Below are 25,020 nucleotides of genomic sequence, written 5' to 3'. Positions count from 1 at the left end.
GTGATGGTGTGGGATCCCGACCCGCACCCCAGGGCTCCCGCGCGTTCCGCGACAGAGGTCACAGCAGCCCATGCCGCCGGTGGCGACCGCCTCCCGCGCGACTCGACGAGCCTGGAGTACCGCTGTGACGTTCGACGCTTCGTCGCCCGCCCTCGCCCCCGCCTTCCAAGACCTGCTCGAGCAGGTGCCGATCCCCGAGCGCTCCGTCATCGAGGCCGAGACGGTCGCCTACGAGCACCAGGGGCTGCCCCTGGAGGGGTACCTCGCGCGCGACGCCAACGCCGACGAGCGCCGGCCGGCGGTCCTCGTGCTGCACGACTGGCACGGCGTGGGCGACAACGTGCGGATGCGCGCGCAGATGCTGGCTCGGCGGGGCTACGTCGCGTTCGCGGCGGACCTGTACGGCGCCGGCGTGCGGCCCAGCGGGGAGGCGGCGCCCGCCGAGGCGGGGCGGTACTACCGCGATCTGCAGCTGCTCCGCTCGCGCGTATCCGCCGGATTCAGCTGGCTGCAGCAGCATCCCGCAGTCGATCCGGCGCGGCTCGCCGTGATCGGGTACTGCTTCGGAGGGACGGCGGCGCTCGAGTTCGCGCGGACCGGCGCCCCGGCCCGGGCTGTGGTCTCCTTCCACGGCGGCCTCATCGCCCACGACCCGTCGGACGCGGCGCAGATCACCGCATCCCTCCTGGTGCTGACCGGCGGCTCGGACCCGGTGGTGCCGGACGAGGCGGTCGTCGCGTTCGAGCAGGAGCTGCGCGGGGCGCCGCACGTCGACTGGCAGGTGACCACCTACTCCGGGGCGCCGCACGCGTTCACCATCCCCGGAACAGAGAGCTACCGACCGGTGGCGGATGCGCGCAGCTGGCGGGCGCTCGCCTGCTTCCTCGACGAGATGTTCCGCTGATGGGGACGGGTCGAGGGGCCCTCCGCCGCTGATTGGCGGTCTTGGATGCGGTCATGTAAGCTCGTATCCGGCCTGCTTGCGGGCCATGCGCCACTAGCTCAACGGATAGAGCATCTGACTACGGATCAGAAGGTTGGGGGTTCGAATCCCTCGTGGCGCACACTGGTTGAGACAGTACGGAAGCCCCGGGCCATCGGTCCGGGGCTTCCTGTTTGCGCGCCATCCCCTCCCGAGCCCGCCGAACGGTGAGTGGATGCGCCTATCCCGCGCGAGTTGCGACATCATGTCGCCACCCGGCGCAAACGGGACGCGGACCGGCGGAGCGCGTCAGGCGGAGGGCGACGGGGCCGCCGTGCTCGACCGGACGACGAGACGGGTGTGCTGCACCGACGAGCGGACGGGTTCCGGGCGCTGCTCGATCTCGGCGATGAGCAGCTCGAGGGCCCGCCGGCCGATCGCCTCGAACTCCTGGTGCACGGTCGTGAGCGGCGGCCAGAAGGAGTCCGACTCCGCCATGTCGTCGAACCCGACGACGCTGACGTCCTCCGGCACGCGGCGGCCGGCCTCGTGGAGGGCGCGCAGCACGCCGAGTGCCATCTGGTCGTTCGCCGCGAACACGGCGGTGATCTCCGGCCGCGCCGCGATCTCCTGGCCGTGACGGTAGCCGGCCGCGGTCGACCAGTCGCCGCGGAAGACCTCGGGGATGGGCGCATCGGCCTCTTCGAGCGTGCGGCGCCACGACTCCTCCCGGCGGGCGGCGGAGTACGACTCGGCCGGCCCCGAGATGTGCCAGACCGTGCGGTGACCCAGCGACAGCAGGTGCTCGGTCGCCTGCCGGGCCCCCTCCGCCTGGTCGGTGTCGACCTGGGGGTAGTCGCGGCGCTCTGTCGAGTCCACGACGACGACGGAGAGCCCCGACGGCAGTTCGACGTCGGAGCGGTCGGCGATGTGCGCCTCCAGCACGACGATGATGCCGTCGACCGCCTGCTCCAGCAGACGGCTGAATGCGGCGCTCACGTCCTTCTGCGTCGGTCGTTCCACCGGGACGACGGTTATCGAGTAGCCGGCCTTCGCGGCCGAGACGGCGATCGCATCCAGCGTGCGCATGTTGCCGTAGGACGACAGGGTGAACATCATCACGCCGATGTTCCGGAACTGGCCCGAGCGCAGGGCGCGGGCCGCGCGGTTGGGCCGGTAGCCGAGCGCCTGCATGGACGCGAGGACGCGCTGGCGCGTGGTCTCCTCGACGTTGGTGAGCCCGTTGGCGACGCGCGACACCGTCTGCGTCGAGACACCGGCGTGTGCCGCCACATCCCCGAGGGACGGACCGCGCTTGCGGGACGCCGGAGCAGGCTGGGTGTCGGCGATCGGCTCGGTCATGGCTCCACTTTCTCACATTCGACTTGCGCTGTGTTGACGTCAACATGTTAGAGTGGCGCCCACGATGTTGACGTAAACATCGCCGACCCGATCTCCGACCCAGGGAAGACATGACAACGACGTCTCTCACGCAGGCGATTACGCCGCGCGGCTCCCGCCGCCGGCGCCTCACGCGTCGCGACTGGCGCGGCTGGGCTTTCGTCGCCCCCTTCATGGTCGTCTTCGCCGCCATGATCATCGCGCCCGTGCTCTACGCGCTCTACCTCAGCCTCTTCCGGCAGCAGCTCATCGGCGGCAACGCGTTCGTCGGTCTCGGCAACTACCTCGCCGTGCTGCAGGACGACAAGTTCTGGGCCTCGCTCGGCCGGGTCGCAATCTTCCTGGTGGTCCAGGTGCCGGTCATGCTGGCGCTCTCGCTGATCGCCGCGCTCGCCCTCGACAGCGCCCGCCTGCACGGCTCCGGCTTCTTCCGCATCGCGCTGTTCCTGCCGTACGCCGTCCCGGGCGTGGTGGCCGCCCTCATCTGGGGCTTCATCTACGGCGACCAGTTCGGGCTCACCGCCAGCGTCAACCAGCTGCTCGGCACCGGCCTCGCGCCCCTGAGCGGCCAGTGGGTGCTCGCCTCCATCGGCAACATCGTCACCTGGGAGTTCATGGGCTACAACATGCTCATCTTCTACTCGGCGCTGCGCGTCATCCCCACCGAGCTGTTCGAGGCGGCCGAGATCGACGGGGCCGGGGCGTTCCGCACCGTGTTCAGCATCAAGCTGCCGGCCATCCGCGGCGCCATCGTCATCGCCACGATCTTCTCGATCATCGGCAGCTTCCAGCTCTTCAACGAGCCGAACCTGCTCAAGCAGCTGGCGCCGAACGCGATCAGCAGCTACTTCACGCCCAACATGTACGCCTACAACCTCTCGTTCGCCGGTCAGCAGTTCAACTACGCCGCGACCGTCGCGATCGTGATGGGCGTGGTCACCGCCGTGATCGCCTACGTCGTGCAGCTCCGCGGCACGAGGAAGGAGCTCCGCTGATGGCCTCCCTGACCGACACGCGCAGCGCCCGGAGCCCCCGCGGCCGCGTCCGCAGCGTCCCCTCGCGCGCCGCCGCCCGCAGCAACGCGGGCGCCGGATCCGGCCGGCGCATCCGCAAGTCTCCCCTGCTGACCGTGGTGATGATCCTGTTCGTCATCTACTCGTTCGTTCCGCTGATCTGGCTGATCGTCAACGCGACGAAGAGCCAGCCCGACCTGTACTCGTCCTTCGGGCTGTGGTTCGGCAAGGACTTCAACCTCTTCCAGAACATCGTCGACACGTTCACGTACCGCGGCGGGATCTTCGTGCAGTGGCTCGGCAACACGCTGCTGTACGTCGTCGTCGGCGCGGGAGGTGCGACGCTGCTCGCCACCGTCGCCGGCTACGGGCTCGCGAAGTACGACTTCCCGGGCAAGCGCGCCGTCTTCGCGGTGGTCCTCGGCGCGATCGCCGTCCCGGGCACCGCTCTCGCCGTCCCGACCTTCCTCATGTTCAGCCAGGCCGGGCTCACCAACACGCCCTGGGCGATCATGCTGCCGTCGCTGATCAGCCCGTTCGGGCTCTACCTGATCTGGACGTACGCGACCGAGGCCGTGCCGACCGAACTGCTGGAGGCGGCGCGGATGGACGGGGCCGGCGAGTTCCGCACGTTCTTCACGATCTCGCTGCGGCTGCTGGCCCCCGGCATCGTCACCGTCGCGCTCTTCGCCATCGTCGCCACCTGGAACAACTACTTCCTGCCGCTCATCATGCTGAGCGACCCCACCTGGTACCCGCTCACCGTGGGCCTCAGCCAGTGGAGCGCGCAGGCGACCGGGGTCGGCGCCCAGCCGATCTTCAACCTCGTGATCACCGGATCGCTCATCACGATCGTCCCGATCGTGGCCGCCTTCCTGGTGCTCCAGCGCTACTGGCAGTCGGGTCTCGCCGCCGGAAGCGTCAAGCAGTAACCGCATCCATCCATCCATGCATCGCATTCCACGAAGAAGTGAAAGGGAACCCATGAAGCGCACACTCGCGTCCCGGACTCTGCGCCGGGCCGTCGCGGCGGCGGTCGTCAGCACCGTGATCGGCGTCTCGCTCGCCGCCTGCTCCGGCGGAACGTCCTCGGGAGGCGGCAGCGCCTCCGACATCGACTCGGCCCTCAAGCAGGGCGGCACCATCACGTACTGGTCGTGGACGCCGTCGGCGGAGGCGCAGGTCGCCGCCTTCGAGAAGCAGTACCCGAAGGTGAAGGTCAAGCTGGTCAACGCCGGCACCAACACCACCGAGTACACGAAGCTGCAGAACGCCATCAAGGCCGGCTCGGGCGCCCCCGACGTCGCGCAGGTCGAGTACTACGCCATCCCCCAGTTCGCCCTCTCCGACTCCCTCGTCGACCTGAAGCAGTACGGCTTCGACAAGCTCAAGGGCGACTACACGCCCGGCCCGTGGGGCTCGGTGAACGTCGGCGGCAAGCTGGTCGGCCTCCCCCAGGACTCCGGCCCCATGGCGATGTTCTACAACAAGACGCTGTTCGACAAGTACGGCATCGCGGTGCCGAAGACCTGGGACGAGTACGTGGCCGCAGCGCAGAAGCTGCACGCCGCCGACCCGAACGCCTACATCACGAGCGACTCGGGCGACTCCGGCTTCACCACCTCCATGATCTGGCAGGCCGGCGGCCGCCCGTTCGAGGTGAACGGCACGAAGGCGACGATCAACCTCCAGGACGAGGGCACCAAGAAGTGGACCGCCACCTGGGACAAGCTGGTCGAGGGCAAGCTGCTCTCCACGGTTCCCGGCTGGAGCGACGACTGGTTCAAGGCGCTCGGCAACGGCTCGATCGCGACCCTCGTCACCGGCGCGTGGATGCCCGGCGTGCTCGAGTCGTCGGTGAAGGACGGCGCCGGCCAGTGGCGCGTCGCGCCCATCCCGACCTACGACGGCACCCCGGTCAACGCCGAGAACGGCGGCGGCGGGCAGGTCGTGCTCAAGCAGAGCAAGAACCAGGCGCTCGCGGCCGGCTTCCTGAAGTGGCTCAACAACGACCCGAAAAGCATCGAGGTCTTCCTGAAGTCCGGCGGCTTCCCGTCGACCACCAAGGACCTGGAGTCGTCCGACTTCCTCGCGCAGGCTCCCGACTACTTCGGCGGCCAGAAGATCAACGAGGTGCTGGTGGACGGGGCCAAGAACGTCTCCTCCGGCTGGCAGTACCTGCCGTTCCAGGTCTACGCGAACAGCATCTACGGCGACACCGTGGGCCAGGCGTACACGTCGAACTCCAGCCTGAACCCGGCGCTCCAGTCGTGGCAGAAGGCGCTGGTCGACTACGGCAACCAGCAGGGCTTCACCGTCACCGGCAAGTAGCCCCGCCTGCGGCCGGTCGCGCTCGTCGCGGCCGGCCGCATCCCTTCCACTTCTCAGGAGAACCATGACCACCTTCGAGATCGCGGGCGACGACTTCGTCCTCGACGGCGAGCCGCACCGCATCCTCTCGGGAGCCCTCCACTACTTCCGCGTGCACCCGGACGACTGGGCGGACCGCATCCGCAAGGCGCGTCTGATGGGGCTGAACACCATCGAGACGTACGTGCCGTGGAACGCGCACGAGCCCCGTCCCGGCGAATGGGTCACGGAGGGCGGTCTCGACCTGGGGCGGTTCCTGCGTGCGGTGGCCGACGAGGGGATGCACGCGATCGTCCGTCCCGGGCCGTACATCTGCGCGGAGTGGGACAACGGCGGCCTGCCGGCATGGCTCTTCACCGACCCGTCGGTCGGCATCCGGCGGTCCGAACCGCAGTTCGTGGCGGCGGTCAGCCGCTACCTGCGGAACGTGCTCGCGATCGTGCGGCCGCTGCAGGTGACCGAGGGTGGTCCGGTGCTGCTGGTGCAGGTCGAGAACGAGTACGGCGCCTACGGCGACGACCAGGAGTACCTGCAGCAGCTCGTCGACGTCATCCGCGAGGCGGGCATCACCGTTCCGCTGACGACCGTCGACCAGCCGCAGGACGACATGCTGCGGAACGGTTCGCTGCCGGAGCTGCTGAAGACGGCATCCTTCGGCTCCCGTTCGCGGGAACGGCTGGCGACCCTGCGCCAGCACCAGCCGACCGGTCCGCTCATGTGCTCGGAGTTCTGGGACGGCTGGTTCGACAGCTGGGGGACGCACCACCACACCACGTCGGTGGAGCAGTCGGCCGGCGACCTGGACGACCTCCTGGCGCTCGGCGCCTCCGTCAATCTGTACATGTTCCACGGCGGCACCAACTTCGGCTTCACCAACGGCGCAAACGACAAGGGCGTCTACCAGCCGATCGTGACCAGCTACGACTACGACGCCCCGCTGGACGAGGCCGGCGAGCCGACGGAGAAGTTCTGGGCGTTTCGCGACGTCATCGCCAAGTACGCTCCCGTACCCTCCCTGGATCCCGTGGTCGCGGCCGCCGCTCCGTCCTTCACGGCCGCGTTCGACGCCGCCCTCCCGCTGTCGGCGGTGGCGGACCGCCTCGGCGAGTGGACCCACGTGGACGCGCTGCCCACCTTCGACGAGCTCGGCCACTACAGCGGGCTCGGGCTGTACCGCACCGAGATCGACACCGCCGAGCCGGCGGTCCTGGAGTTCGGCGAGGTGCGCGACCGCGCCTACGTGTCGGTGGGCAGCAGCCGCCTGGGAGTGCTCGCTCGCGACCACCACGACTCCGCCATCGCGCTGTCGCCCAGCCGCGGGACACTGACCGTCCTCGTCGAGGACCAGGGCCGCGTCGACTACGGCCCCCGCATCGGCGAGCCGAAGGGACTGATCGGCCCCGTTCAGCTGAACGGCGAGGAACTGCAGCGGTGGAGCGTCCTTCCGCTGCAGCTGTCGGACATCGCGCCCGTGTCCGCTGCGTTGGCCGCTGCCGATGCTCCGGCGCCTTCGCGGCTCGCCGGCCCCGTCTTCGCGCGAGCGGTCTTCGACCTCGACGAGCCGGCTCCCCTCTTCCTCGATACGACAGGGTGGGGCAAGGGCGTCGCCTGGATCAACGGCTTCAACCTCGGCCGCTACTGGACCCGCGGCCCGCAGGAGACGCTGTACGTGCCGCGCGGCATTCTGCGCGCAGGGCGCAACGAGCTGATCATCCTCGAGCTCGAGTCCGCCGCCGAGGCGATCGCCGCCTTCGTGCCCGAGCCGCGCCTCGGCCACACCGAGTTCTGACCGCCTGCGCGACAGCATTCGTGACGAATGGTCGCTATCCGATGCGGATAGCGACCATTCGTCACGAATCTTCGCGGGTGGCTCGTGCGGCCCGCACTCAGGCGGTCCAGCCGCCGTCGATCGTGACGGCCGAGCCCGTCATGTAGCCGGAGGCGTCGGAGGCGATCCACGACACGAGCTCGCCCACGTCCGAGCTGTGCCCGAACCGTCCGAACGCCGTGAAGCCGGCCAGGTAGTCGCCCGCTTCGCCGTCGGCCGGGTTGCCCTCGGTGTCGATCGGGCCCGGCTGGATGACGTTCACCGTGATCCCGCGCCCCGCGAGGTCGCGAGCCAGGCCCTTCGTGAAGCCGACCATGGCCGCCTTGGTGAGGCCGTAGACCGCCCCGCCGGTGAACGGGATCCGCTCGGCGTTGACGCTGCCGATCGTGATGATCCGGCCGCCGTCGGGGAGCAGCGGGATCGCGGCCTGGGTGGCGTAGACGGTGCCGCGGATGTTCAGGTCGATCGTCGCCTCGATGTGCTCGTCGGGCGTCTCGGTGAAGTGCTCGAACCATCCGCCGCCCGCGTTGTTGACGAGGATGTCGAGTCCGCCGAGCGCGGCGACGGAGTCACGGACTCCGGCGCGCGCGGCGTCGGCGTCGGAGGCGTCCGCGTGCACGGCCACGGCGCGTCCCCCGGCGGCCACGATGTCGGCGACGAGTGCGTCGGCGCGCTCCCGCGATGCACGGTAGGTGACGGCGACCTCGGCGCCGTGGGCCGCGAGCGCACGGGCGATGCCCTCGCCGATCCCGCGGGCGCCCCCGGTGACGAGCGCCTTCTTGCCGGCGAGGGTTCCGGTGGATGCTGCGATGGTGGTCATGATCTTCTCCATTTCTGTTCGAGACGGTACATAAAACAGTGCGCTTGCCCCGCTATTCCCCGAGTGCGAGAATTTCTTTCAACTCGGTACAGAATGGGGTGATTGGGATGGCCGGACGCGGGCGTCCACGCGGATTCGACACCGACGAGGCTCTGGATGCCGCCGTCGACGTCTTCTGGCGCCAGGGCTACGAGGGCACCACGCTCGACGACCTCACCTCGGCCATGGGCATCAACCGGCCGAGCCTCTACGCCGCCTTCGGCAACAAGGAGGAGACCTTCAAGCAGGCGGTCGCCCGCTACGCGGACGTCGAGATGGCCTACGTGGGCGACGCCCTCGCGGAGCCGACCGCCCGCGCGGTCGCGGAGCACTACCTCCGCAGCAACGTGCTCGCGATCACGGCGCCGGGCAAGCCCGCCGGCTGCCTCTCGATCCAGGGCGGCCTCGCCGGGAGCGCGGAGGACCAGCGGATCGTCCGGTTCCTCGCCGACAGCCGCGACGCGGGCGAGCGACGCCTGACCGAGCGCTTCCGGCGGGCCGTCGAGGAGGGCGACCTCTCCGCCGGCGAACGCCCGGCCGACCTGGCGAAATACCTGGTGACCGTCAGCACCGGCCTGGCGGTTCAGGCCTCGGCGGGCGCGAGCCGGGCGTCACTCCAGCGCGTCGCCGAACGCGCCCTGCGCGCCTTTCCGTGACAGGGCTCCTTGCGCCTGCGGGCGCCGGCTCAGCAGCACGACGCAGACGACGATCGCCGCGAACAGCGCCACGCTGACCGGGCCGGTTCCGAGGGCGAGGCCGCCGCGGGCGTGCGAGACCGCCAGCCCGTCGGAGATGGATGCGCCGAACGGCCGGGTCAGCACGTACGAGGTCCAGAACGCGGCGGTCGCGCCCAGCCCCCACCAGCGGTACGCGATGCCGGGGATCGCGAACAGGATGCCGAAGACGAGCGCGGAGAGCCAGTACCCCATCCCGAACGTCACCGCCGTCAGGTCGCCGACGGCCGTGCCGAGAGCGAAGGTGGCGAGCACCGCGCACCAATAGAACACCTGGCGCGGGAACTTGTCGATCCGGTGCACCGAGAGCGTCCGCTGCGTGAGGAACCAGAGCGCGAACACCGCCGCCAGGGCCACCGCGAACACGACCGTCGAGACCAGGTACGGGATGCCCAGCTCGACGTGCAGCACATCCGCCACCATGGTGCCGAACACCGCGACCATCAGGACGGCGAGCCAGTACACCCAGGGGATATAGCGCCGCACGGTGAATTGCAGCACCAGGGCACCGGCGAACACCAGGAACGCTCCACCGACGGCGACGAAGGGGTTGATCGTCTTCACCAGGAAGTCGGAGGCTGTCTCGCCCATCGCCGTCGTCAGCAGCTTGGTGACCCAGAACAGGGCGGTGACGGCGGGGACGGTGTTGCGCATCCCTTCAGCCTCCCGGATCGCCTCCCCGCCAGACTGGGCAACCGACCCGAAGCCCTGAGAGCCTTCTGAACTTCGAAAGGACGCCCGCGCGTCCGGCGAAGAGGTGAGGCGCTAAGGTCATACCTATGGCGACCGACTCCGATGCCGCTGCCCGGCTCATCCCGCAACGGCTTCCCGCCGCGCGGCTGGGCGTCGCCGTCGTGGCCGAGCTGGTCGAGATCATCGTCACCGGCCAGCTCAAAGAGGGCGATCTGCTTCCTCCGGAGGGCCCGCTCAGCGAGCATTTCGGGGTCAGCCGCACGGTGCTGCGCGAGTCCGTGAAGCGGCTTGAGGAGAAGGGCCTGGTGATCGTGTCGCAGGGTCGCGGCACCCAGGTGCAGGCGCCCGGATATTGGAACATGCTCGACCCGGTCGTGCTCTCGGCGCTCATCGACAACGACGAGAGCCTCGGCGTGCTCGACGAGCTCACGGTCGTGCGCGCCAGCCTCGAGTCCGCCATGGCGGGCGCTGTCGCCCGGTCGCACACCGCCGACGGGCTGCGACGGCTCGAGAACGCGCTCACCGCCATGCGGGAGAGCGAATCGGAGACGGACTCGTTCCGGCAGGCCGATGTCGTCTTCCACTACGCACTCATGGAGATCTCCGGCAATCGCCTCGCCGAGAACATCGCCAAGCACTTGTACAAGCGCGCTGTCGAGTCCAGCCGGTACCAGGGGATCAATCCCCCGGATGCCGTCGCCCTGACGCTCGACGAGCACGCCGCGATCGTGGCGGCGATCGCGAACGGGGATGCGGCCGCCGCCGAGCGGGCGATGCACGACCACATCCACATCTCGTGGGAGCGGCGCCGCCTGCCGGATCACGCCCCCGGCTCACGCACGGGTCAGCCGACCGAGTAGACCCGGGCCGCGTTGCCTCCGAGCATCGCGTCCCGCTCCGATGTGGACAGGCCGGCGACCAGCGCGTCGAACGCCTCGCGCCACGCGGGCGCGCCGCCGCCGAGCTCGGCGAGCGGCCAATCGGAGCCGTAGAGCAGACGGTCGGGCCCGAACGCCTCCACGGCCGTATCGACGATCCCGCGGAGATCGTCCGCCGTCCAGCGTCCCGGCGTCAGGCCGGACGTGAGACCGGAGACTTTCGCCGCCACGTTCGGAAGCGCCGCGAGAGCGCGCAGGCCTCGCTCCCAGCGCGACGCGTCGGCGTCGTCGGCGAGCGGGCCGCCGAGGTGGTCGAGCACGAAAGCGACACCGTCATGGCGCGCGGCTGCCTGCGCTGCCTGCCCGAGCTGCCAGTCGCGGACCACCAGGTCGAATGTGAGCCCCTCCCGGCCGAGGGCGGCGAGGCCGTCGGCGACGTCTGCCCGGAGCAACCACTCCGGATCCGGGTCGATGTGGGCCAGGTGCCGCACGCCGACGACGGGCACCGAGCCGGCGTCGGCCTCGGCGAGCTGCGGCGGCACGTCGCGGGTCAGGTCCACCCATGCGACCAGGCCCGCGACCACCTCGGGGTCGCTGCGCGACAGGCGGACGCTCTCCTCCATGCTGTTGCTCGCCTGCACGAGAACCGCGCGCTCCATGCTCGTCGCTCGCAGCATCCCGCTCAGGTCCTCGGCGCCGAAGTCCCGGTCGATGGCGGACATCGTCACCGGATCGATCCAGTCCTGCGGGTCGGTCGCGCGGTCCCACAGGTGCACGTGGGCGTCGATCCGGGCCGTCACCGGAGGTGCCACACTTCGTCGAGCGGCTGCCAGAGGGCCCCGGGGTCCTGTTCGTCGGCGATGCGCACCTGGCAGGGCTCGGTGTGCGTCCACCATTCCTGCGACACCGGGTCGTCCGCGATCCGCTGCATGTCCGCCGCGAGGTCCTCGCCGATGTACTCGTAGTAGGCGAACAAGGTGTCGCCGAACACGTAGATGCTGTAGTTGCGGATGTTGCACTCGGTCATCTTCGCCTCGACGTCCGGCCATACCGCGCGGTGCAGTTCGAGGTACTCCTCGCGCTTCTCCGGACGGACGCCGACGACGAAAGCGAACCGCTGCGGGTCCCCGCTCATGAGACCGGCCTGAGCGGCACGGTGGGGTCGTCGATCACGTCGGGTTCGGCCACCAGGCGCAGAGCCGCCCGCTCCGGACGGATGTGCGGCCCCGTCGCGGGAGGAGCGGGTGTGCCGCCCTCGCCCGTCAGCCTCGCCTCGTCCACGATGATCCCGATCCCGGGCCGGTCGCCGAGCACGATGCCGCCGTCGTCGAACTCCTGGTCCACATCCAAGCCGATCGGGAAGGAGAGGTCCTGCACCTCGTGCGTGAGCAGGTTGGGCACCGCAGCCGCCGCGTGCGCGACGGGGTTGGTGTTGTAGGTGACCGGGCTCACCGGCAGGTCGTGCCCGTGAGCGAGCGTCGCGACGCGGAGGAAGTGCGTGATCCCCCAGACGTTGCCGACCTGGACGATGTCCACCGCCCCGCTGTCGAGCAGGGGACGGTACTGCTCGAGACCCGTGAGGTTCTCGCCGCTCGCGATGGCCGCGCGGATCTTGCCCCGGAGCGAGGCCATGCCGGCGGCATCCCACCGGCGCAACGGCTCCTCCACCCACGTCAGGTCGATGCGCTCCTCGATGGCGCCGACGTAGCGGGCGGCCTGCGCGTGGTTCCACGACTCGTTGACGTCGAACATGAGGGCGGGATGCCGCGAGTTGCGGCTCAGGACGTCGCGCAGCAGCTCCAGCCGGGGAAGGTCGCGGTCGAGATCGCGGCCGCCCTTCAGCTTGCCCGCCTTGAAGCCCCGATCCGCGAACCGTCCGTACAGCTCGGCCAGCTCGTCGTCGGTCAGCCCGTACTCGAGGCCCGAGGCGTACCCGGGCACGAACCGCTCGCGCGCGCCCAGCATGCGCCACAGCGGCTCCTCGGCCGCCTTCGCCTTGAGGTCCCACAGCGCCATGTCGATGGCGCCGATGGTTCCGAACGTCGTTCCGGAGTGGCCGGCCTTGAACACCCAGTCGAGCATCCGGTCGTACAGGGCGACGACCGACCGCGGATCCTCCCCGTCGACCGCGGGGAAGACCCGGGCGATGTCGGCGTGGGCCCCCACCCCGACGCCTTCGAGGCCGCTGTCCGTCTCGAGGATGAGCACGGGGACGGGTGTCGTGTTGCCGGACTGCACTCCGTTGACGTCGCCGGTGACACGGCCCCAGTCGTGGACGGTGCTCAGGCTCCGGTAGCCGGTGATCTTCATCGGTGGTTCTCCTTCGGTGCGGGCGCGCTCATTCCTTCGTCCCTCCCGCGGTCATCCCGGAGACCAGGAACCGCTGCGAGAACAGGAAGACGATGAGGACGGGCAGGATCGACACGATCGTCGCCAGCGCCAGTGTGGGCAGCTGTACCGAGTCGGATCCCGCCGAACTCGGGTTGAAGGCCGGCGTGGCCGAGAGCAGCGACGTCAGGCCGACCTGGATCGGATAGCCGTCGCTCGACGGGAGCATCACGAACGGCAGGAAGAAGTTGTTCCAGTTCTGCACGAAGCTGAAGAAGGCGACCAGCGCGACGATCGGAGCGGCGAGCGGCAGCGCGACGCGGGTGAACACCTGGAACTCGGTGCAGCCGTCGATCCGTGCGGCCGCCAGCAGATCGCGCGGGATGCTGGTCGAGAAGTAGATGTACGTCAGGTAGACGCCGAACGGGAAGAACGACATCGGCAGGATCACCGACAGCGGGCTGCCGATCAGCCCGACGCTGTTGAGCTCGAGGAAGACCGGCAGGACCAGCGCCGTGCTCGGGATGAGCATGACGACCAGGGTGAGCACGAGCAGCGCCTTGCGGAGCCGGAACTCGGTGAGGGCGAGGGCGTATCCGGCCGGGATGCTGACGATCAGCGTGATGAGCAACGCACCGATCGAGTACAGCGCCGAGTTGCCGATCCACACGGTGACCGCGCCGTCCTGGAAGCCGAACAGCTGGTTCCAGTTCGCCACGAAGTCCGACCACGACCCGATCGAGAACGGGTTGGCGACGATCAGCGCCTTGGACGACTTGGTCACCGCGAACAGCAGCCAGACGATCGGGATGGCGAAGAACAGGACGAACACGACGAGGATGAGGCCCGCGATGGATCGGCCGCTCCAGCCGCGCAGGCTGGCGCGCCGGCGCTCTGCGGTGAGTGCGGTCATGGTCATTCCTTCTCGAACAGGCCGCCGCGGGTGACGAACACCCACGACAGCAGGAGCGCGACGATCAGCAGCAGGAGCGAGATCGCGGCCGCGCCGTTGAAGTCGTTCTGCTGGAGCGCGTACTGGTAGGCCAGCTGGTTGAGCGAGTAGTCGTTGGGGACCACGGCGTTGCTCGCCTGACTCAGCAGCTGGGGCTCGACGAAGAGCTGCGTGCCCGCCGCGAGCGACATCACGCCCATGTACGCGATCCACTTGCGGAGCATCGGCAGCTGGATGCTCACGGCGATCTGCGCGGCGTTCGCGCCGTCGATCCGCGCGGCTTCGATCACCTCGGTGCTGATGTTGTTCAGTGCGCCGTACATGATCACGATCCAGCCGCCTGCCCCCGTCCAGAAAGCGATGATCGCGAAGATGGCCGGGAGGTTGCCGGGCTGGATGACCTCGACGAAGCTGTTGAGCCCCATCAGCCGGAGGAGTCCGCTGACCGGACTCGCCGTCGGGTCGAGGACGAACAGCCAGAGCAGGACGCTGGACGCACCCGCGAGCGCGCCGGGCAGATAGTAGAGGAACCGCAGGCTCGTGCTCGCCCACCGCACCCGGAGGGAGTGGACGACCAGCGCGAGCAGCACCACGAAGATCACGAGGGCGATCAGCCAGATGACGAGGTAGATCGTGACGTGCAGCACGGCAGGCCAGAACCGGAAGTCGGTGACGACCGTGACGAAGTTGTCGAGGCCGGCGAAGCCGCCGTCGGCCTTGGTGAAGGCGAGCAGCACCGCGTACAGCGCCGGGAGGATGCCGAAGGCGATGGCCAGGAGGGCGTAGAGCGAGACGAAGACGTAGCCGATCGGCGTGCGCCCCGGCGCCCGGCTGCGCAGCCGGGCCGACCGCCGGCGCTGTGCGGCGCCGACGGTCAGCTGGTCGCTCGGTGGAGCGAGGGTCATGTCAGTTCACCTTGTATCCGTTGACCTTGGCCTGGTTCGCGATGGCCTCCTGCCAGGTGGGCAGCAGGCTCACGATCGACTTACCGCCGGTGATCGCCGGGGTCATCGTCTTGGCCCAGACGGCCTCCTGGCTGAAGACGCCGTAGCCCCAGCCGTCCCACACCTGCGAGGCGGCCGTGGCGACCGGCGCGAGCGGAGTCGCGTAGTACTTGCTCGACTCCTGCTTCTCGATCCACTTCTTGGCGGCCGGCGCGTACGCCGGGTAGCCCGGCGCGACCTGCACCTGGTAGTCGTCGGAGGTCGTCACGAACTGGGCGAACTTCTCGGCGGCCTTCAGGTTCTTGGAGTGGCTGGAGATGAACCAGGTGCCGCCGCCGACGTTGCCGGTGACGGCCTTGCTCTCGCCCTTCCAGGGCAGCGGAGCCGCGACGCCCAGCTCGCCGGCGGGCACGTTGAGCGACTGCGGGTTGTTGAAGATCGCACCGGCGTACCAGGCGGGGCCGGGCATCATCAGCACCTTGCCCGCGTAGCTCTTGACGAACTCCGGGGTGAAGACGCTGACCGCGGGGACGGTCTTGTTCTCGCGCAGGGTGTCGAGCAGGCCGGCGGCCCGCTTGCACTCGTCGCTGTCCGTCTTCACGGTGACGGACTTCGGCCCGGTGATGTCGTTCGCCTGGCACTTGCTGGCCCACATGAATACCTCGGGGGTCCAGGCGTCGCCGGCGGTCCCGATGATGTACCCGGGGTGCTCGGTTGCGACCTTCTCGCCGAGCGCCTGGTACTCCTCCCACGTGGTGGGCACGGCGTAGCCGAACTTGTCCATCAGCGTCTTGTCGTACCAGAGCACGGCCTGAGCGAGGTCGTTGCGGAGGCAGTACACCTGCCCGTCGACGGTGCAGGGGTTGAGGGCCCCCTCGGTGAAGTTGCCGAGGGTGTCCCTGGAGACGAGGCCCTTGTCGAGCACGGCGGCGAAGGCCTGCTTGCCGTTGCTCTTCTGGCTCGCCCAGGCGGCGTCGTTGTTCTGGCTGGAGAAGACCACGTCCGGCCAGCCGCTGCCGGCACGGTCGAACAGCTGCATCTTCGTCCGGAACGAGTTGGAGCCGTTGGCCGACCCGTCGTAGGTGACGACCTTGATCTTGGTGTCCGGGTTCGCCTTCTCGAATGCCTTCGCCGCGGCCTGACGGTCCGCGTCCACCCAGACGGTGATCGTCGAGGAGGTGTCCTGCTTGGCTTCGGGAAAGCCGTACGACCCGTTCGCCGAGCTCCCGCCGGTGCTGCAGCCGGTGAGGGCCAGGAGCGCCGTCGCGGCGCCAAGTGCGGCGACGGTCAGCGCCGGCCTACGGCGTGAACGCACCACAGTGTGGATTCCGACCATGAGATGTCCTTGTCTTGTCGACTTCGTTGACGACTCCGAGGAGGCGTAGCTCGACTATAGGGCATACGTATTATGTTTGCCAAGCGGATCAGCGCGACACCGGATCCGAGCTGCCAAGCAGCGCCAGCTCGTCGGTCCGCGGCATGCTCTCCCAGTCGCCCAGGCCCATGCAGGCGAAGGCCCCCGCAGCAGTGGCGACCGCGAGGGAGTCGGGTAATGCGTCCCCGCGCAGACGGGCCGCCAGGAAGCCGGCGACGAACGCGTCACCGGCACCGACCGTGTCGACCACGGGCACCTCGAGCGCCGGATGCTCGATGAGCGGTCCGCCGTCGGAGGCGGCGCTCCCCAGCGCGCCGCGCTTGAGGACAGCCGTCGCGGGTCCGAGCCCGCGCATCCCCTCGACCAGCGCAGCGGCGTCGCCTGTGGTCCCGCCGAGCAAAAGAGCGGCCTCGTCGTCTCCCGCGAAGACCACGTCGGCCGAGGCGGCGATCTCCCGGTACAGCGGGGCCGGGTCACCCGTCGGCCACAGGGCCGTGCGGTGGTTCACGTCGAAGGAGACCGGGACACCGCGTGCCCGGGCGACCGCGAGCACCCGGCGTACGGTCTCCCACCCGGACGCGGAGATGGACGCGGTGATGCCGGTGACGTGCACCATCGCCGCGGTCTCGATCAGCTCCTCGTCGACGTCCGTCGGCTGCAGTCCGCTTCCGGCGCTCCCCGACCGGTAGAACCACACCCTGGTGGTGTGCGGCGTGCGCTTCTCCTTGATCATCAGCCCGGTCGGATGGCCGGGGTCGACGATCGCGCGCGCATCCACTCCCTGCCCGAGGATGTCGCGCACGACCCTCCGCCCGATGCCGTCCGCGCCGACGCGCCCGACCCAGACAGCCGGGACGCCGAGCCGGCTCAGGCCGATGGCGACATTGCTGTCGGCGCCGCCCGTCCCGATCCGCGCGGTGTCGACGTCGGCGAGTCCTCCGATCTCCGCCGCGCGGAACAGTCCCATGGTCTCGCCGAAGGTGAGCACGTGGCCGGTCATGCTGCGGCCTCCACGGCGGCCCGGCACAGCGACTCGATCGCGTCGAAGTCGCCGGCCGCGATGGCGGCGCGGGGCACCATCCAGCTGCCGCCGACCGCGACCACGGCGGGAAGCGCGAGGTAGGCCGCCGCGCGGGCCGCGTCGATCCCGCCGGTCGGAACGAACGCGAGCTCGGGGAAGACGGATGCCATGGCCGAGATGGCGGCGGGACCGCCCGACGACTCGGCCGGGAAGAACTTCACGGTGCGGAGCCCCAGCGCGCGAGCCCGCATCGCCTCGGTCGCCGTCGCCACGCCCGGCACGGCCTGGACTCCGCGGCGCTCGCACGCGGCGACGACCGCGTCGGCCAGTCCCGGGCTCACCACGAAGGTCGCGCCGGCATCGATCGCCGCCTCCGCCTGCTGGGGTTCGAGGACGGTGCCGGCCCCGACGCGCAGCCCCGGTACCCCGCTCATGGTCCGCAACGCGCCGAGCGCCGCGCCGGTCCGCAGCGTGATCTCCGCCTGCCGGATGCCGCCGGCCAGCAGAGCGCGGGCCAGTGGCTCCGCGTCGCGCGCATCGTCGATCACCACGACCGGCAGGATCGGGTCGAACGCCGTCATCGCCCGAGCCACCCTCCGTCGACGGGCAGGATCGCGCCCGAGACGTACCGGGCGGCATCCGAGGCGAAGAACACCGCGGCGCCGCCGATGTCCTCCGGCTCGCCCCAGCGACCCGCCGGGATGCGCTCGAGGATGGACCGGGAGCGATCGGGATCGTCCTGCAGCGCCTGCGTGTTGTCGGTCGCGATGTACCCGGGCGCGATGCCGTTCACCGTCACTCCCTTGCCCGCCCATTCGTTCGACAGCGCGCGGACCAGGCCGGCGACCCCGGACTTCGCCGCCGTGTAGCCCGGGACCGTGATCCCGCCCTGGAACGACAAGAGGGAGGCGGTGAAGACGATCCGGCCCGCGCCCGCTTCCAGCATCCGCCGGCCCAGCGCCTGGCTGAGCACGAAGCCGCTCGTGAGATCCACCTCCAGCACCTCGTCGAACCAGTCCAGCGGATGCTCGGCCGCTGGGGCCCGGCGGATGGTCCCCGCGTTGTTGACGAGGATGTCGGCGTGCCGGTCGCGCCCGGAGAGCTCGGCGGCGAGCGCGATCACCTGGCTGCGGTCGGCGAAATCGACGCGGTGGCCCTCGAAGCTCCGCCCGAGGGACCGCACCCGGTCGCCGATCGCCGACGACGCCGGGTCGAGTGTCGCCGAAACGCCCACGATGTCGGCGCCCGCGGCGGCGAGCGCCTCCGCGATCGCGAAGCCGATCCCGCGCTTGGCGCCGGTGACGACGGCCAGCCGGCCGGACAGGTCGAACCCGCTCATCGCGCGACCTCCACGAGGATCTTCATCGCGCCCCCGGCCTCGAGCGCCTCGAACGCGGACGCGGTCTCGGCCAGCGGCACGACCCGCGTGATCAGCCGGTCGGCGGGGATGTCGCCCCCCGCCACGAGCTCGATCGCCCGCTCGAAGTCCTGACGCTGGTAGACGCGGGCACCGAGGATGCGCAACTCGCGCCAGAAGAGGCGATGCAGGTCGATGGGGCGCGGCTGGGAGTGGATGGCCACGACGACGAGCGTTCCGCGCACCTTCGCGAGCGAGGTCGCGCCGAGCACGGCCGCCGCCGACCCGGAGACCTCGAAGACAACGTCGGCTCCCGCTCCCCCGGTCCATTCCTCCACCCAGGCGACCTGATCGACCGCGCTCGGGTCGAGCGTCCACAGGCCCATCTCCTCGGCGGCGGCGCGACGTCCCGGGTCGATCTCCGCGATCACCACGTCCGCACCGAATGCGGTCGCGACCGTGGCGATCAGCACGCCGATCGGCCCCGCTCCGATCACCACGGCGCGGTCGCCGGGGGCGAGCTCCGAACGCCGCACGTCGTGCACGGCCACGGCGACGGGTTCGACCAGCGCGGCCTCCCGCAGCGAGACCCCCTCCGGCAGGCGGACGAGGGTCGACGCCGGGACGTTCCAGCTCTGCTGGAGTGCGCCAGGGCTGTCGATCCCGATGAAGTCGAGGTTCTGGCAGATGTGCTCGTTGCCCGCTCGGCAGGCCGGACAGGTGCCGTCCCACGCCAACGGCATGACCGTGACGGCGTCGCCCACCGCCCAGCCGTCGACGTCGGGCCCGATCTCCGCGATGGTGCCGGACATCTCGTGGCCGATCGTCGCCGGCATCGTGACCCGCGCATCCATGTCGCCGTGGAAGACGTGCAGATCGGTGCCGCAGATGCCCACGTAGGCCACCGCGACGCGCACCTCGCCCGGTCGCAGCTCGGCCGCCTCCCGCTCCTCGATCGTGATCGTGCGCTCGCCTACGTAGTTCGCCGCCAACATCGCCGGCCGCTCCTTCCTCGCCATCGCCTGTCCGGAACGGACCGGGCGTGACGTCCTCGTCTCGAATTATCCAAACATAATACGTATGCTGAAGGAAGCGATCCTGCTCCACCGACGAAGAAGGCCCCGCGATGACCTCGACACTGCCCACCCGCGCCCTGCGCACGGGAACCGCCCTCACCGAGCTGGGGTTCGGCGCCGCCCAACTCGGGAACCTCTTCCGGGAGACGACCGACGCCGAGGCCCAGGACGCCGTGAGGGCGGCCTGGGATGAGGGCCTGCGGTACTTCGACACCGCCCCGCACTACGGGCTCGGACTCTCGGAGCAACGACTGGGTCGCGCGCTCCGCGGCACGCCCCGCGACCGCATCGCGCTCTCGTCCAAGGTGGGCCGGCTGCTGGTGGACAGCCCGGACACCGCCGACCGGCTGGACGACGACGGCTTCGTGGTGCCGGCGAGCACCCGGCGGGTGTGGGACTTCAGCCGCGACGGGATCCTCCGGTCGGTGGAGCAGTCGCTCAGCCGCCTCGGGACGGACCGGCTCGACATCGCCTACCTGCACGATCCTGACGACCACTGGGAGTCCGCCTCCACCACCGGGGTCGACGCTCTCGTGGAGCTGCGGGAGCAAGGCGTCGTCGGCGCGGTCGGCGCCGGCATGAACCAGTCGGCGATGCTCGCGGAGTTCGTCCGCCGCACCGATGTCGACGTCGTCATGGTCGCCGGGCGCTTCACCCTCCTCGACGGCGCCGCGCTCGACGACCTCCTCCCGGCCGCGATGGAACGCGGCGTCGGCGTGGTCGCCGCCGCCGTGTACAACTCCGGGCTCCTGAGCACCGATCGGATCGACCCGAGCGCGCACTTCGACTACGGCTCGGCTCCGGCCGAGGTGGTCGAGCGCGCGCGGCGCATCGCGGATGTCTGCCGCGATCACGGCGTGAGCCTGCCGGCGGCCGCCGTCCAGTATCCGCTCCGGCACCCGGCGGTCGTCTCCGTCGTCACCGGGATGCGGACCGCCGGTCACGTCCAGAGCACCGTCGAGCGCCACGGGACCGAGATCCCGGAGGCACTCTGGCACGACCTGGATGCGTCGGGCCTGGCCGCAGATCCCGCACGCGCGATTCTGGCGTAAACATCACACGTCTCTTGATTTAAACATCATACGTATGATAACCCTGTGTGCGGGGGCGCCGATGCCTCCCACGAACAGGAAGCGATCGAATATGACATCGACGTCAGTCTCGCGACGATCGACGACCAGGCGGAAGGGAAGGCCGGCGCTGCTGGCGATCCTCGGCGCAGGCGTCGTCATCGCCTCCGCGCTCATCCCGCTCCGGGCCGAAGCCGCTCCATCGACCATCTTCTACGCAGCGCCCGACGGCAAGGACGCCGGGCATTGCAGCCAGTCGATGCCCTGCTCGCTCGAGCGGGCGCAGCACGTGCTGAGGCCGTCCATCAAGCACGGCGACGTCACCGTGCAGCTGGCGGACGGCACGTACCGTCTCGACAAGCCGCTGTCGTTCGACGCCGGCGACGGCGGCGGCGACAACACCGTCCGCTGGACGGCCGCGCCGGGCGCCCACCCCGTCATCAGCGGATCCTCGGCCGTCACCGGCTGGACCGCCTCAGCGGCAGGTGCGGGCATCTGGGAGGCACCGACCCCCGCGGGGCTGGACACGCGTCAGCTCTACGTCAACGGCACCATCGCGCCGCGTGCGGCCATCCGCCTCGCGAACGCGGACGTGACGCCGACCGCCACCGGTCTCACCATCAAGAACCCCGCGCTCGGATACCTGGCGGGCCTGCCCGACCAGTCGCGCATCGAGTTCGAGTCGCTCGGCGACTTCACGAACCGCTACTCGCCCGTGCAGAGCATCAGCAGCACGGAGATCACGATGGCGCAGCCGGCATGGGACAACAACACCTGGGGCTGGGACACCGTCCAGAACTCGTTCCTCGCGGGCCCGAGCTGGTACCTCGACAACTCGCTGGCGTTCCTCACCCAGACGGGCCAGTGGTACATCGACCCGAGCGGCGGCAAGCTCTACTACAAGCCGGCTGCCGGGATCGACCCCAACAAGCTGGACATCGAGCTGCCGCGCCTGCAGTCGCTGATCAGCATCGGCGGCACGTACGACCAGCCGGTCAGCGGACTCGCGTTCTCGGGAATCCAATTCTCCGGCACCTCCTGGCTCGGACCGTCCACCGACGGCTACGCCGACCAGCAGAACGGCCTCTTCATCAAGGGCGCCTACGACTACCGGCCGGCCGACGCGTTCACCAGCTGCTCCCGCGGCTGCGAGATGTTCGAGCGGGCGCGGACCAGCTGGTTCCAGGAGCCGTCCGCCGTGCAGGTCTCGGCCGCCAGCCGCGTCTCCTTCACCGGCAACACCTTCACCAACCTGGGATCGTCGGCGCTCGGCATCGGCAACGACGCCAACGCGACGACCACCGGAGTCGGATACGGAGCCAGCGACATCCAGGTCGTCGGCAACCGCTTCATGGAGGACAGCGGCCACGGCGTCGCGGTCGGAGGCGTGCTCCCCGACGCGCACCACCCGAGCGACCCGCGGATGACGAACCAGGACATCACGATCCAGGACAACACGATCGACCACGTCTCGGTGGACTACAAGGACAACAGCGGCATCCTCAGCACCTACGTCACGCGCGCGAAGATCCTGCACAACGAGGTGTCCAATGTTCCGTACGACGGCATCGACACCGGCTACGGCTGGGGCATCAACGACGCGGGCGGGTCGAACGACTACGTCGACCGCGGCTACTACAAGTGGAACACGCTGTACACGACGCCCACCACACTGAAGGACAACACGGTGGAGGGCAACCTCGTGCACAACACCAAGGCGCGCTTCGCCGACGGCGGTTCGGTCTACAACCTGTCCGCCAGCCCGGGGTCGGTCGTCGACAAGAACTACCTGTTCAACATCTCCGGAGTCGGGCTCTACCTCGACGAGGGGTCGCGTTCGATGACGTACGAGAACAACGTGGTGCAGGGCGGCTCGTTCGTCTTCACCAACGCGTACAGCCTCCGGAACAACACGAGCGACAACACCATCCGGAACAACTGGTACAACTCGGGCGGCATCTCGGCCCCGAACGCAGCGGCGCACAACAACACGCTGACGAACAACGTGAAGGTCACCGGCACCAACTGGCCCGCCGGCGCCCGCGACGTGATCTGCGCCTCCGGCGTCGCACCGAAGTACCGCACCTCGCTCAATGCGAACCAGTTCGGGTTCACCGGGTGCCCGGTGGATGCGCCGGTCTCCGGCCTCTCGACCGCGGGCTCCTCCGCGGTCAGCTCCTACTTCGGGCAGGCCGGTGACGCCTACGGGATCGCCGCCGCCGGACCGGACGTCTGGGGCGCGGGCGGCCAGCACTCGGACCAGTTCGGGGCGATCTACAAGGCCGGGTCGTTCACCGCAGACGCCGCGGTCTCGGCCCGGGTGGTGTCGGTCAACGACGCGAACTCGTCGGCCAAGTCGGGCGTGATGGTCCGCAACGACACCTCGAAGGCGGGGTCGTCGGCGGGCTACGCGGTCGTCGCGGTGACCGCTCGCAACGGTGTCGTGTTCGAGTGGGATGCGAACGGCGACGGTTACCTGGACTCGGAGGCGAAGGCGTCGGTCGACGTCTTCCGGCCGATCTGGGTGCAGCTCACCCGGACGGGCTCCGCGTTCACGGCGTCGTACTCCTATGACGGGGCGAACTACGTGCCGATCGGCGCGCCGGTGACCCTCGCGTCGGCGGCGGCCACGCAGGACGCGGGGATCTTCTCGACGTCCCACGACGTGAACCAGTCGGCGATCAACCAGTTCGACGGGCTGTCGATCACGGCGAAGTAGTACTGCCCGGCGGTCAGTTCTGGCCGCGCCCGGTCTTCTGCTGGAGGCGGTCGATGTGCTCGGACGCCTGCGCCTTCGTGAGGTCGGCGGGAATCTCCTCGCCGGCCTCGCGGGCGAGCGTGTCGAGGTAGCTGCGCTGGGAGGCGGTCATCGGCTCGTCGCCGGTGACCCATTCCGACGGGTCCTTGCTGGCCGGGTTCTCGTCGTCGCCGCGGCGAGCGCCGAGCACGTCGTCGCCTGCCCCGTTCGTGGTGTCGTTGCTGTCGGTCATGCGGCAGACAGTACGCCGCGGCACCGACACCGCATCCGGGTTGACGGCACCGCGTCCATTGCCTCAGCGATCCGGAATGGCGTAGCGTGCGGCTGGATCGGCTCGCCGTCGAGCCGGGAAGGGGGCTCCCATGATGGTCACGGGCTCGTCTCAGGCGGGATTCGCCGAGGCGCTCGAGGATGCGATGTCGCAGCAGCCGACCCAGGGCGACGTGCCGCGCCGCTACGAGGTCGTCCGCTCGTGGGTGGACGCCGGCGGCGTGGCGGGCGTCTGGTACCGCTGCGAGGTGGCGGTCACGGGGCCCGACGTGCCGGGCCCCGAAGGCTGACCCTCAGCGCCGGAGCACGCTGGGCCGCGGCAGGCCGAGCTCCTCGAGCAGGTCGCCGAGCATCCGGTCGAGTTCGAAACCGGCCTGTGTGATCTTGTTGTTGCCGAAGCTGCCGAGCCGGCTGCTCGGCTGATCGACGGTGAGCACGGTGCCCCCGTCGCGGGCGGCGTGCAGCTCGACGCGGATGGGCGTGTACAGGAGGGTGCCCGGGTCGTGGCGGAACATCCGCGCGGCCGTCGCATAGTCCCCGATCAGGTAGACGGCGCTCGCGATATCCGCTCCGCCCACCCGCATCACCGGGGTCGGGTGGTCCGTCCAGAACCGCACGAAGCGGTGGATGCCGGGGCCGGCCGTCTCGAGCGTCAGCCGCCGCCAGTCCGCTCCCGACGACAGCAGCTCGCGCAGGTGCGCGACATCGAGGGGCGGAACCTCGGTCTCGAACGCGCGCCGCAGCGTCCCGAAGGCGACCGCCGCCTCCAGCTCGATGCGCTGCACGGAGACGGGGACGATGCGCTCGGTCGCGGGGAGGGCCATCAGGCCATTCTCTCCCCGGGCGACCGCTGCCCGTCGTCAGCCCAGCCCGGTGACTCCGCGCTTCGGCGGCACCTGCGGCAGGTCGTCGGCCGAGCCGTCGGCGCCGAGCGCCGCGACGTACGCCCGCTCGCGCTCCAGCGTGTCCGTCTCCGGGGTCCCGTAGCGGGCCGGGTCGGGACGCGCGGCATCCTGCTCCACCGTCAGCAGCCCGTCCGGGTCCTTCGGATCGCGCACCCCGGTCAGCCGCACATCCAGCGTCGACTTGTCCTCGTCGTGCCCGCGCCGGCCGCCGTCGCCGCTCGTGTCATCCATGACTCCACCATCGGCGCGTCCGCTGCGATCGACAA

26 protein-coding genes and 1 tRNA gene are annotated in these 25,020 nt (G+C 69.8%); 11 read left to right on the top strand and 16 right to left on the bottom strand.

The annotated features are described in order from the left end of the window. The first annotated feature begins 124 nt into the window (after nt 1-124). Together ACQ86M_RS17355 and ACQ86M_RS17350 are read left to right on the top strand one after the other, a co-directional pair. Nucleotides 125-904, top strand: coding sequence for a dienelactone hydrolase family protein (locus tag ACQ86M_RS17355; protein ID WP_431246326.1), 780 nt, complete (start codon nt 125-127; stop codon nt 902-904). Nucleotides 905-991: 87 nt separating this feature from the next. Continuing rightward, nucleotides 992-1,064, top strand: a tRNA-Arg gene (locus tag ACQ86M_RS17350). A gap of 167 nt (nt 1,065-1,231) precedes the next feature. Here ACQ86M_RS17350 and ACQ86M_RS17345 read toward each other — a convergent pair. Further along, nucleotides 1,232-2,284 carry a LacI family DNA-binding transcriptional regulator gene (locus ACQ86M_RS17345; RefSeq protein ID WP_431246325.1) on the bottom strand — a complete coding sequence of 351 codons (1,053 nt, stop codon included), beginning with the start codon at nt 2,282-2,284 and terminating at the stop codon, nt 1,232-1,234. Nucleotides 2,285-2,394: 110 nt separating this feature from the next. Here ACQ86M_RS17345 and ACQ86M_RS17340 point away from each other — a divergent pair, with 110 nt between their 5' ends. The 4 genes from ACQ86M_RS17340 to ACQ86M_RS17325 all read left to right on the top strand — a co-directional run bounded on the left by ACQ86M_RS17340 (nt 2,395) and on the right by ACQ86M_RS17325 (nt 7,495). Further along, nucleotides 2,395-3,318: a carbohydrate ABC transporter permease gene (locus ACQ86M_RS17340; protein ID WP_431246324.1), complete on the top strand. Its 924-nt coding sequence runs from the start codon at nt 2,395-2,397 to the stop codon at nt 3,316-3,318. Beyond that, nucleotides 3,318-4,268, top strand: a complete 951-nt coding sequence (locus ACQ86M_RS17335; RefSeq protein ID WP_431246323.1) for a carbohydrate ABC transporter permease — start codon at nt 3,318-3,320, stop codon at nt 4,266-4,268. Before ACQ86M_RS17340 ends, ACQ86M_RS17335 begins: the two co-directional genes overlap by 1 nt. Before the next feature lie 52 nt (nt 4,269-4,320). Continuing rightward, entirely contained in the window at nt 4,321-5,667 is a 1,347-nt protein-coding gene (locus tag ACQ86M_RS17330) for an ABC transporter substrate-binding protein (protein ID WP_431246322.1), read from the top strand. A gap of 64 nt (nt 5,668-5,731) precedes the next feature. Next, complete coding sequence (locus tag ACQ86M_RS17325) at nt 5,732-7,495, top strand: beta-galactosidase (RefSeq protein ID WP_431246321.1); 1,764 nt, start codon at nt 5,732-5,734, stop codon at nt 7,493-7,495. 97 nt (nt 7,496-7,592) lie between these two features. Here ACQ86M_RS17325 and ACQ86M_RS17320 read toward each other — a convergent pair whose 3' ends face one another. Continuing rightward, a complete protein-coding gene (locus ACQ86M_RS17320) occupies nt 7,593-8,354 on the bottom strand; it encodes an SDR family NAD(P)-dependent oxidoreductase (RefSeq protein WP_431246320.1) in 762 nt (253 codons plus the stop codon). A 107-nt stretch (nt 8,355-8,461) separates the two neighbouring features. Here ACQ86M_RS17320 and ACQ86M_RS17315 point away from each other — a divergent pair, with 107 nt between their 5' ends. After that, nucleotides 8,462-9,049 carry a TetR/AcrR family transcriptional regulator gene (locus tag ACQ86M_RS17315; RefSeq protein ID WP_431246319.1) on the top strand — a complete coding sequence of 196 codons (588 nt, stop codon included), beginning with the start codon at nt 8,462-8,464 and terminating at the stop codon, nt 9,047-9,049. Here ACQ86M_RS17315 and ACQ86M_RS17310 read toward each other — a convergent pair. Next, nucleotides 9,005-9,781, bottom strand: a complete 777-nt coding sequence (locus tag ACQ86M_RS17310) for a COG4705 family protein (RefSeq protein ID WP_431246318.1) — start codon at nt 9,779-9,781, stop codon at nt 9,005-9,007. The two genes, ACQ86M_RS17315 and ACQ86M_RS17310, sit on opposite strands and share 45 nt — an antisense overlap. A 125-nt stretch (nt 9,782-9,906) precedes the next feature. Between ACQ86M_RS17310 and ACQ86M_RS17305 the strand changes: the two genes are divergently transcribed. Continuing rightward, entirely contained in the window at nt 9,907-10,680 is a 774-nt protein-coding gene (locus ACQ86M_RS17305) for a FadR/GntR family transcriptional regulator (RefSeq protein ID WP_431219822.1), read from the top strand. Here the strand turns inward: ACQ86M_RS17305 and ACQ86M_RS17300 are convergent. From ACQ86M_RS17300 to ACQ86M_RS17255, 10 genes are all read right to left on the bottom strand, one after another. Continuing rightward, complete coding sequence (locus ACQ86M_RS17300) at nt 10,665-11,498, bottom strand: amidohydrolase family protein (RefSeq protein ID WP_431246317.1); 834 nt, start codon at nt 11,496-11,498, stop codon at nt 10,665-10,667. The genes ACQ86M_RS17305 and ACQ86M_RS17300 overlap by 16 nt on opposite strands. Next, nucleotides 11,495-11,833 carry an L-rhamnose mutarotase gene (locus ACQ86M_RS17295; RefSeq protein WP_431246316.1) on the bottom strand — a complete coding sequence of 113 codons (339 nt, stop codon included), beginning with the start codon at nt 11,831-11,833 and terminating at the stop codon, nt 11,495-11,497. The genes ACQ86M_RS17300 and ACQ86M_RS17295 overlap by 4 nt, the downstream gene beginning before the upstream one ends. Continuing rightward, nucleotides 11,830-13,008: a mandelate racemase/muconate lactonizing enzyme family protein gene (locus tag ACQ86M_RS17290; protein WP_431246315.1), complete on the bottom strand. Its 1,179-nt coding sequence runs from the start codon at nt 13,006-13,008 to the stop codon at nt 11,830-11,832. Before ACQ86M_RS17290 ends, ACQ86M_RS17295 begins: the two co-directional genes overlap by 4 nt. A gap of 28 nt (nt 13,009-13,036) precedes the next feature. Further along, nucleotides 13,037-13,939, bottom strand: a complete 903-nt coding sequence (locus tag ACQ86M_RS17285; protein WP_431219818.1) for a carbohydrate ABC transporter permease — start codon at nt 13,937-13,939, stop codon at nt 13,037-13,039. Nucleotides 13,940-13,941: 2 nt separating this feature from the next. Further along, a complete protein-coding gene (locus ACQ86M_RS17280) occupies nt 13,942-14,883 on the bottom strand; it encodes a carbohydrate ABC transporter permease (protein WP_431246314.1) in 942 nt (313 codons plus the stop codon). A gap of 1 nt (nt 14,884) precedes the next feature. Then, nucleotides 14,885-16,258, bottom strand: coding sequence for an ABC transporter substrate-binding protein (locus ACQ86M_RS17275; RefSeq protein WP_431219816.1), 1,374 nt, complete (start codon nt 16,256-16,258; stop codon nt 14,885-14,887). A gap of 88 nt (nt 16,259-16,346) precedes the next feature. After that, nucleotides 16,347-17,297 (bottom strand): sugar kinase, encoded by a 951-nt coding sequence (locus tag ACQ86M_RS17270; RefSeq protein WP_431219815.1) that lies wholly within the window; start codon nt 17,295-17,297, stop codon nt 16,347-16,349. Next, nucleotides 17,294-17,899 carry a bifunctional 4-hydroxy-2-oxoglutarate aldolase/2-dehydro-3-deoxy-phosphogluconate aldolase gene (eda, locus tag ACQ86M_RS17265; protein ID WP_431219814.1) on the bottom strand — a complete coding sequence of 202 codons (606 nt, stop codon included), beginning with the start codon at nt 17,897-17,899 and terminating at the stop codon, nt 17,294-17,296. Before eda ends, ACQ86M_RS17270 begins: the two co-directional genes overlap by 4 nt. Then, nucleotides 17,896-18,657 carry an SDR family oxidoreductase gene (locus ACQ86M_RS17260; RefSeq protein ID WP_431246313.1) on the bottom strand — a complete coding sequence of 254 codons (762 nt, stop codon included), beginning with the start codon at nt 18,655-18,657 and terminating at the stop codon, nt 17,896-17,898. The genes eda and ACQ86M_RS17260 overlap by 4 nt, the downstream gene beginning before the upstream one ends. Then, a complete protein-coding gene (locus tag ACQ86M_RS17255; protein ID WP_431246312.1) occupies nt 18,654-19,670 on the bottom strand; it encodes a zinc-dependent alcohol dehydrogenase in 1,017 nt (338 codons plus the stop codon). The genes ACQ86M_RS17260 and ACQ86M_RS17255 overlap by 4 nt, the downstream gene beginning before the upstream one ends. 131 nt (nt 19,671-19,801) lie before the next feature. Between ACQ86M_RS17255 and ACQ86M_RS17250 the strand changes: the two genes are divergently transcribed. Then, nucleotides 19,802-20,803 (top strand): aldo/keto reductase, encoded by a 1,002-nt coding sequence (locus tag ACQ86M_RS17250; protein ID WP_431246311.1) that lies wholly within the window; start codon nt 19,802-19,804, stop codon nt 20,801-20,803. Between the two features lie 91 nt (nt 20,804-20,894). After that, nucleotides 20,895-23,540, top strand: a complete 2,646-nt coding sequence (locus tag ACQ86M_RS17245; protein ID WP_431246310.1) for a right-handed parallel beta-helix repeat-containing protein — start codon at nt 20,895-20,897, stop codon at nt 23,538-23,540. A 13-nt stretch (nt 23,541-23,553) separates the two neighbouring features. Here the strand turns inward: ACQ86M_RS17245 and ACQ86M_RS17240 are convergent, their stop codons facing one another. Next, nucleotides 23,554-23,811 (bottom strand): DUF3072 domain-containing protein, encoded by a 258-nt coding sequence (locus ACQ86M_RS17240; protein ID WP_431219809.1) that lies wholly within the window; start codon nt 23,809-23,811, stop codon nt 23,554-23,556. Nucleotides 23,812-23,941: 130 nt separating this feature from the next. On the opposite strand from ACQ86M_RS17240, the gene ACQ86M_RS17235 reads away from it, so the two are divergent. Continuing rightward, nucleotides 23,942-24,139 carry a hypothetical protein gene (locus ACQ86M_RS17235; RefSeq protein ID WP_431246309.1) on the top strand — a complete coding sequence of 66 codons (198 nt, stop codon included), beginning with the start codon at nt 23,942-23,944 and terminating at the stop codon, nt 24,137-24,139. A gap of 3 nt (nt 24,140-24,142) precedes the next feature. Here ACQ86M_RS17235 and ACQ86M_RS17230 read toward each other — a convergent pair whose 3' ends face one another. Both ACQ86M_RS17230 and ACQ86M_RS17225 read right to left on the bottom strand, forming a co-directional pair. Then, the gene (locus ACQ86M_RS17230; protein WP_431246308.1) at nt 24,143-24,673 is read right to left on the bottom strand and encodes a hypothetical protein; all 531 of its coding nucleotides are present in this window, start codon (nt 24,671-24,673) and stop codon (nt 24,143-24,145) included. Nucleotides 24,674-24,709: 36 nt separating this feature from the next. Further along, nucleotides 24,710-24,985 (bottom strand): hypothetical protein, encoded by a 276-nt coding sequence (locus tag ACQ86M_RS17225; RefSeq protein ID WP_431219806.1) that lies wholly within the window; start codon nt 24,983-24,985, stop codon nt 24,710-24,712. Between the last annotated feature and the right edge of the window lie 35 nt (nt 24,986-25,020).

The sequence above is a fragment of the Leifsonia xyli subsp. cynodontis genome (assembly GCF_050632205.1).
Taxonomy (GTDB): domain Bacteria; phylum Actinomycetota; class Actinomycetes; order Actinomycetales; family Microbacteriaceae; genus Leifsonia; species Leifsonia xyli_D.
Note: the sequence above shows the minus strand (reverse complement) of the source record. Positions and strands in the feature narration are given on the sequence as shown.

Excerpts from the sequence above, each read along its gene's own strand:
- ACQ86M_RS17345 (WP_431246325.1), bottom strand. The coding sequence starts at position 2,284 with ATGACCGAGCCGATCGCCGACACCCAGCCTGCTCCGGCGTCCCGCAAG.
- ACQ86M_RS17340 (WP_431246324.1), top strand. The coding sequence starts at position 2,395 with ATGACAACGACGTCTCTCACGCAGGCGATTACGCCGCGCGGCTCCCGC.
- ACQ86M_RS17335 (WP_431246323.1), top strand. The coding sequence starts at position 3,318 with ATGGCCTCCCTGACCGACACGCGCAGCGCCCGGAGCCCCCGCGGCCGC.
- ACQ86M_RS17330 (WP_431246322.1), top strand. The coding sequence starts at position 4,321 with ATGAAGCGCACACTCGCGTCCCGGACTCTGCGCCGGGCCGTCGCGGCG.
- ACQ86M_RS17325 (WP_431246321.1), top strand. The coding sequence starts at position 5,732 with ATGACCACCTTCGAGATCGCGGGCGACGACTTCGTCCTCGACGGCGAG.
- ACQ86M_RS17320 (WP_431246320.1), bottom strand. The coding sequence starts at position 8,354 with ATGACCACCATCGCAGCATCCACCGGAACCCTCGCCGGCAAGAAGGCG.
- ACQ86M_RS17315 (WP_431246319.1), top strand. The coding sequence starts at position 8,462 with ATGGCCGGACGCGGGCGTCCACGCGGATTCGACACCGACGAGGCTCTG.
- ACQ86M_RS17310 (WP_431246318.1), bottom strand. The coding sequence starts at position 9,781 with ATGCGCAACACCGTCCCCGCCGTCACCGCCCTGTTCTGGGTCACCAAG.
- ACQ86M_RS17305 (WP_431219822.1), top strand. The coding sequence starts at position 9,907 with ATGGCGACCGACTCCGATGCCGCTGCCCGGCTCATCCCGCAACGGCTT.
- ACQ86M_RS17295 (WP_431246316.1), bottom strand. The coding sequence starts at position 11,833 with ATGAGCGGGGACCCGCAGCGGTTCGCTTTCGTCGTCGGCGTCCGTCCG.
- ACQ86M_RS17290 (WP_431246315.1), bottom strand. The coding sequence starts at position 13,008 with ATGAAGATCACCGGCTACCGGAGCCTGAGCACCGTCCACGACTGGGGC.
- ACQ86M_RS17285 (WP_431219818.1), bottom strand. The coding sequence starts at position 13,939 with ATGACCGCACTCACCGCAGAGCGCCGGCGCGCCAGCCTGCGCGGCTGG.
- ACQ86M_RS17280 (WP_431246314.1), bottom strand. The coding sequence starts at position 14,883 with ATGACCCTCGCTCCACCGAGCGACCAGCTGACCGTCGGCGCCGCACAG.
- ACQ86M_RS17275 (WP_431219816.1), bottom strand. The coding sequence starts at position 16,258 with ATGGTCGGAATCCACACTGTGGTGCGTTCACGCCGTAGGCCGGCGCTG.
- ACQ86M_RS17270 (WP_431219815.1), bottom strand. The coding sequence starts at position 17,297 with ATGACCGGCCACGTGCTCACCTTCGGCGAGACCATGGGACTGTTCCGC.
- eda (WP_431219814.1), bottom strand. The coding sequence starts at position 17,899 with ATGACGGCGTTCGACCCGATCCTGCCGGTCGTGGTGATCGACGATGCG.
- ACQ86M_RS17260 (WP_431246313.1), bottom strand. The coding sequence starts at position 18,657 with ATGAGCGGGTTCGACCTGTCCGGCCGGCTGGCCGTCGTCACCGGCGCC.
- ACQ86M_RS17255 (WP_431246312.1), bottom strand. The coding sequence starts at position 19,670 with ATGTTGGCGGCGAACTACGTAGGCGAGCGCACGATCACGATCGAGGAG.
- ACQ86M_RS17250 (WP_431246311.1), top strand. The coding sequence starts at position 19,802 with ATGACCTCGACACTGCCCACCCGCGCCCTGCGCACGGGAACCGCCCTC.
- ACQ86M_RS17245 (WP_431246310.1), top strand. The coding sequence starts at position 20,895 with ATGACATCGACGTCAGTCTCGCGACGATCGACGACCAGGCGGAAGGGA.
- ACQ86M_RS17240 (WP_431219809.1), bottom strand. The coding sequence starts at position 23,811 with ATGACCGACAGCAACGACACCACGAACGGGGCAGGCGACGACGTGCTC.
- ACQ86M_RS17235 (WP_431246309.1), top strand. The coding sequence starts at position 23,942 with ATGATGGTCACGGGCTCGTCTCAGGCGGGATTCGCCGAGGCGCTCGAG.
- ACQ86M_RS17230 (WP_431246308.1), bottom strand. The coding sequence starts at position 24,673 with ATGGCCCTCCCCGCGACCGAGCGCATCGTCCCCGTCTCCGTGCAGCGC.
- ACQ86M_RS17225 (WP_431219806.1), bottom strand. The coding sequence starts at position 24,985 with ATGGATGACACGAGCGGCGACGGCGGCCGGCGCGGGCACGACGAGGAC.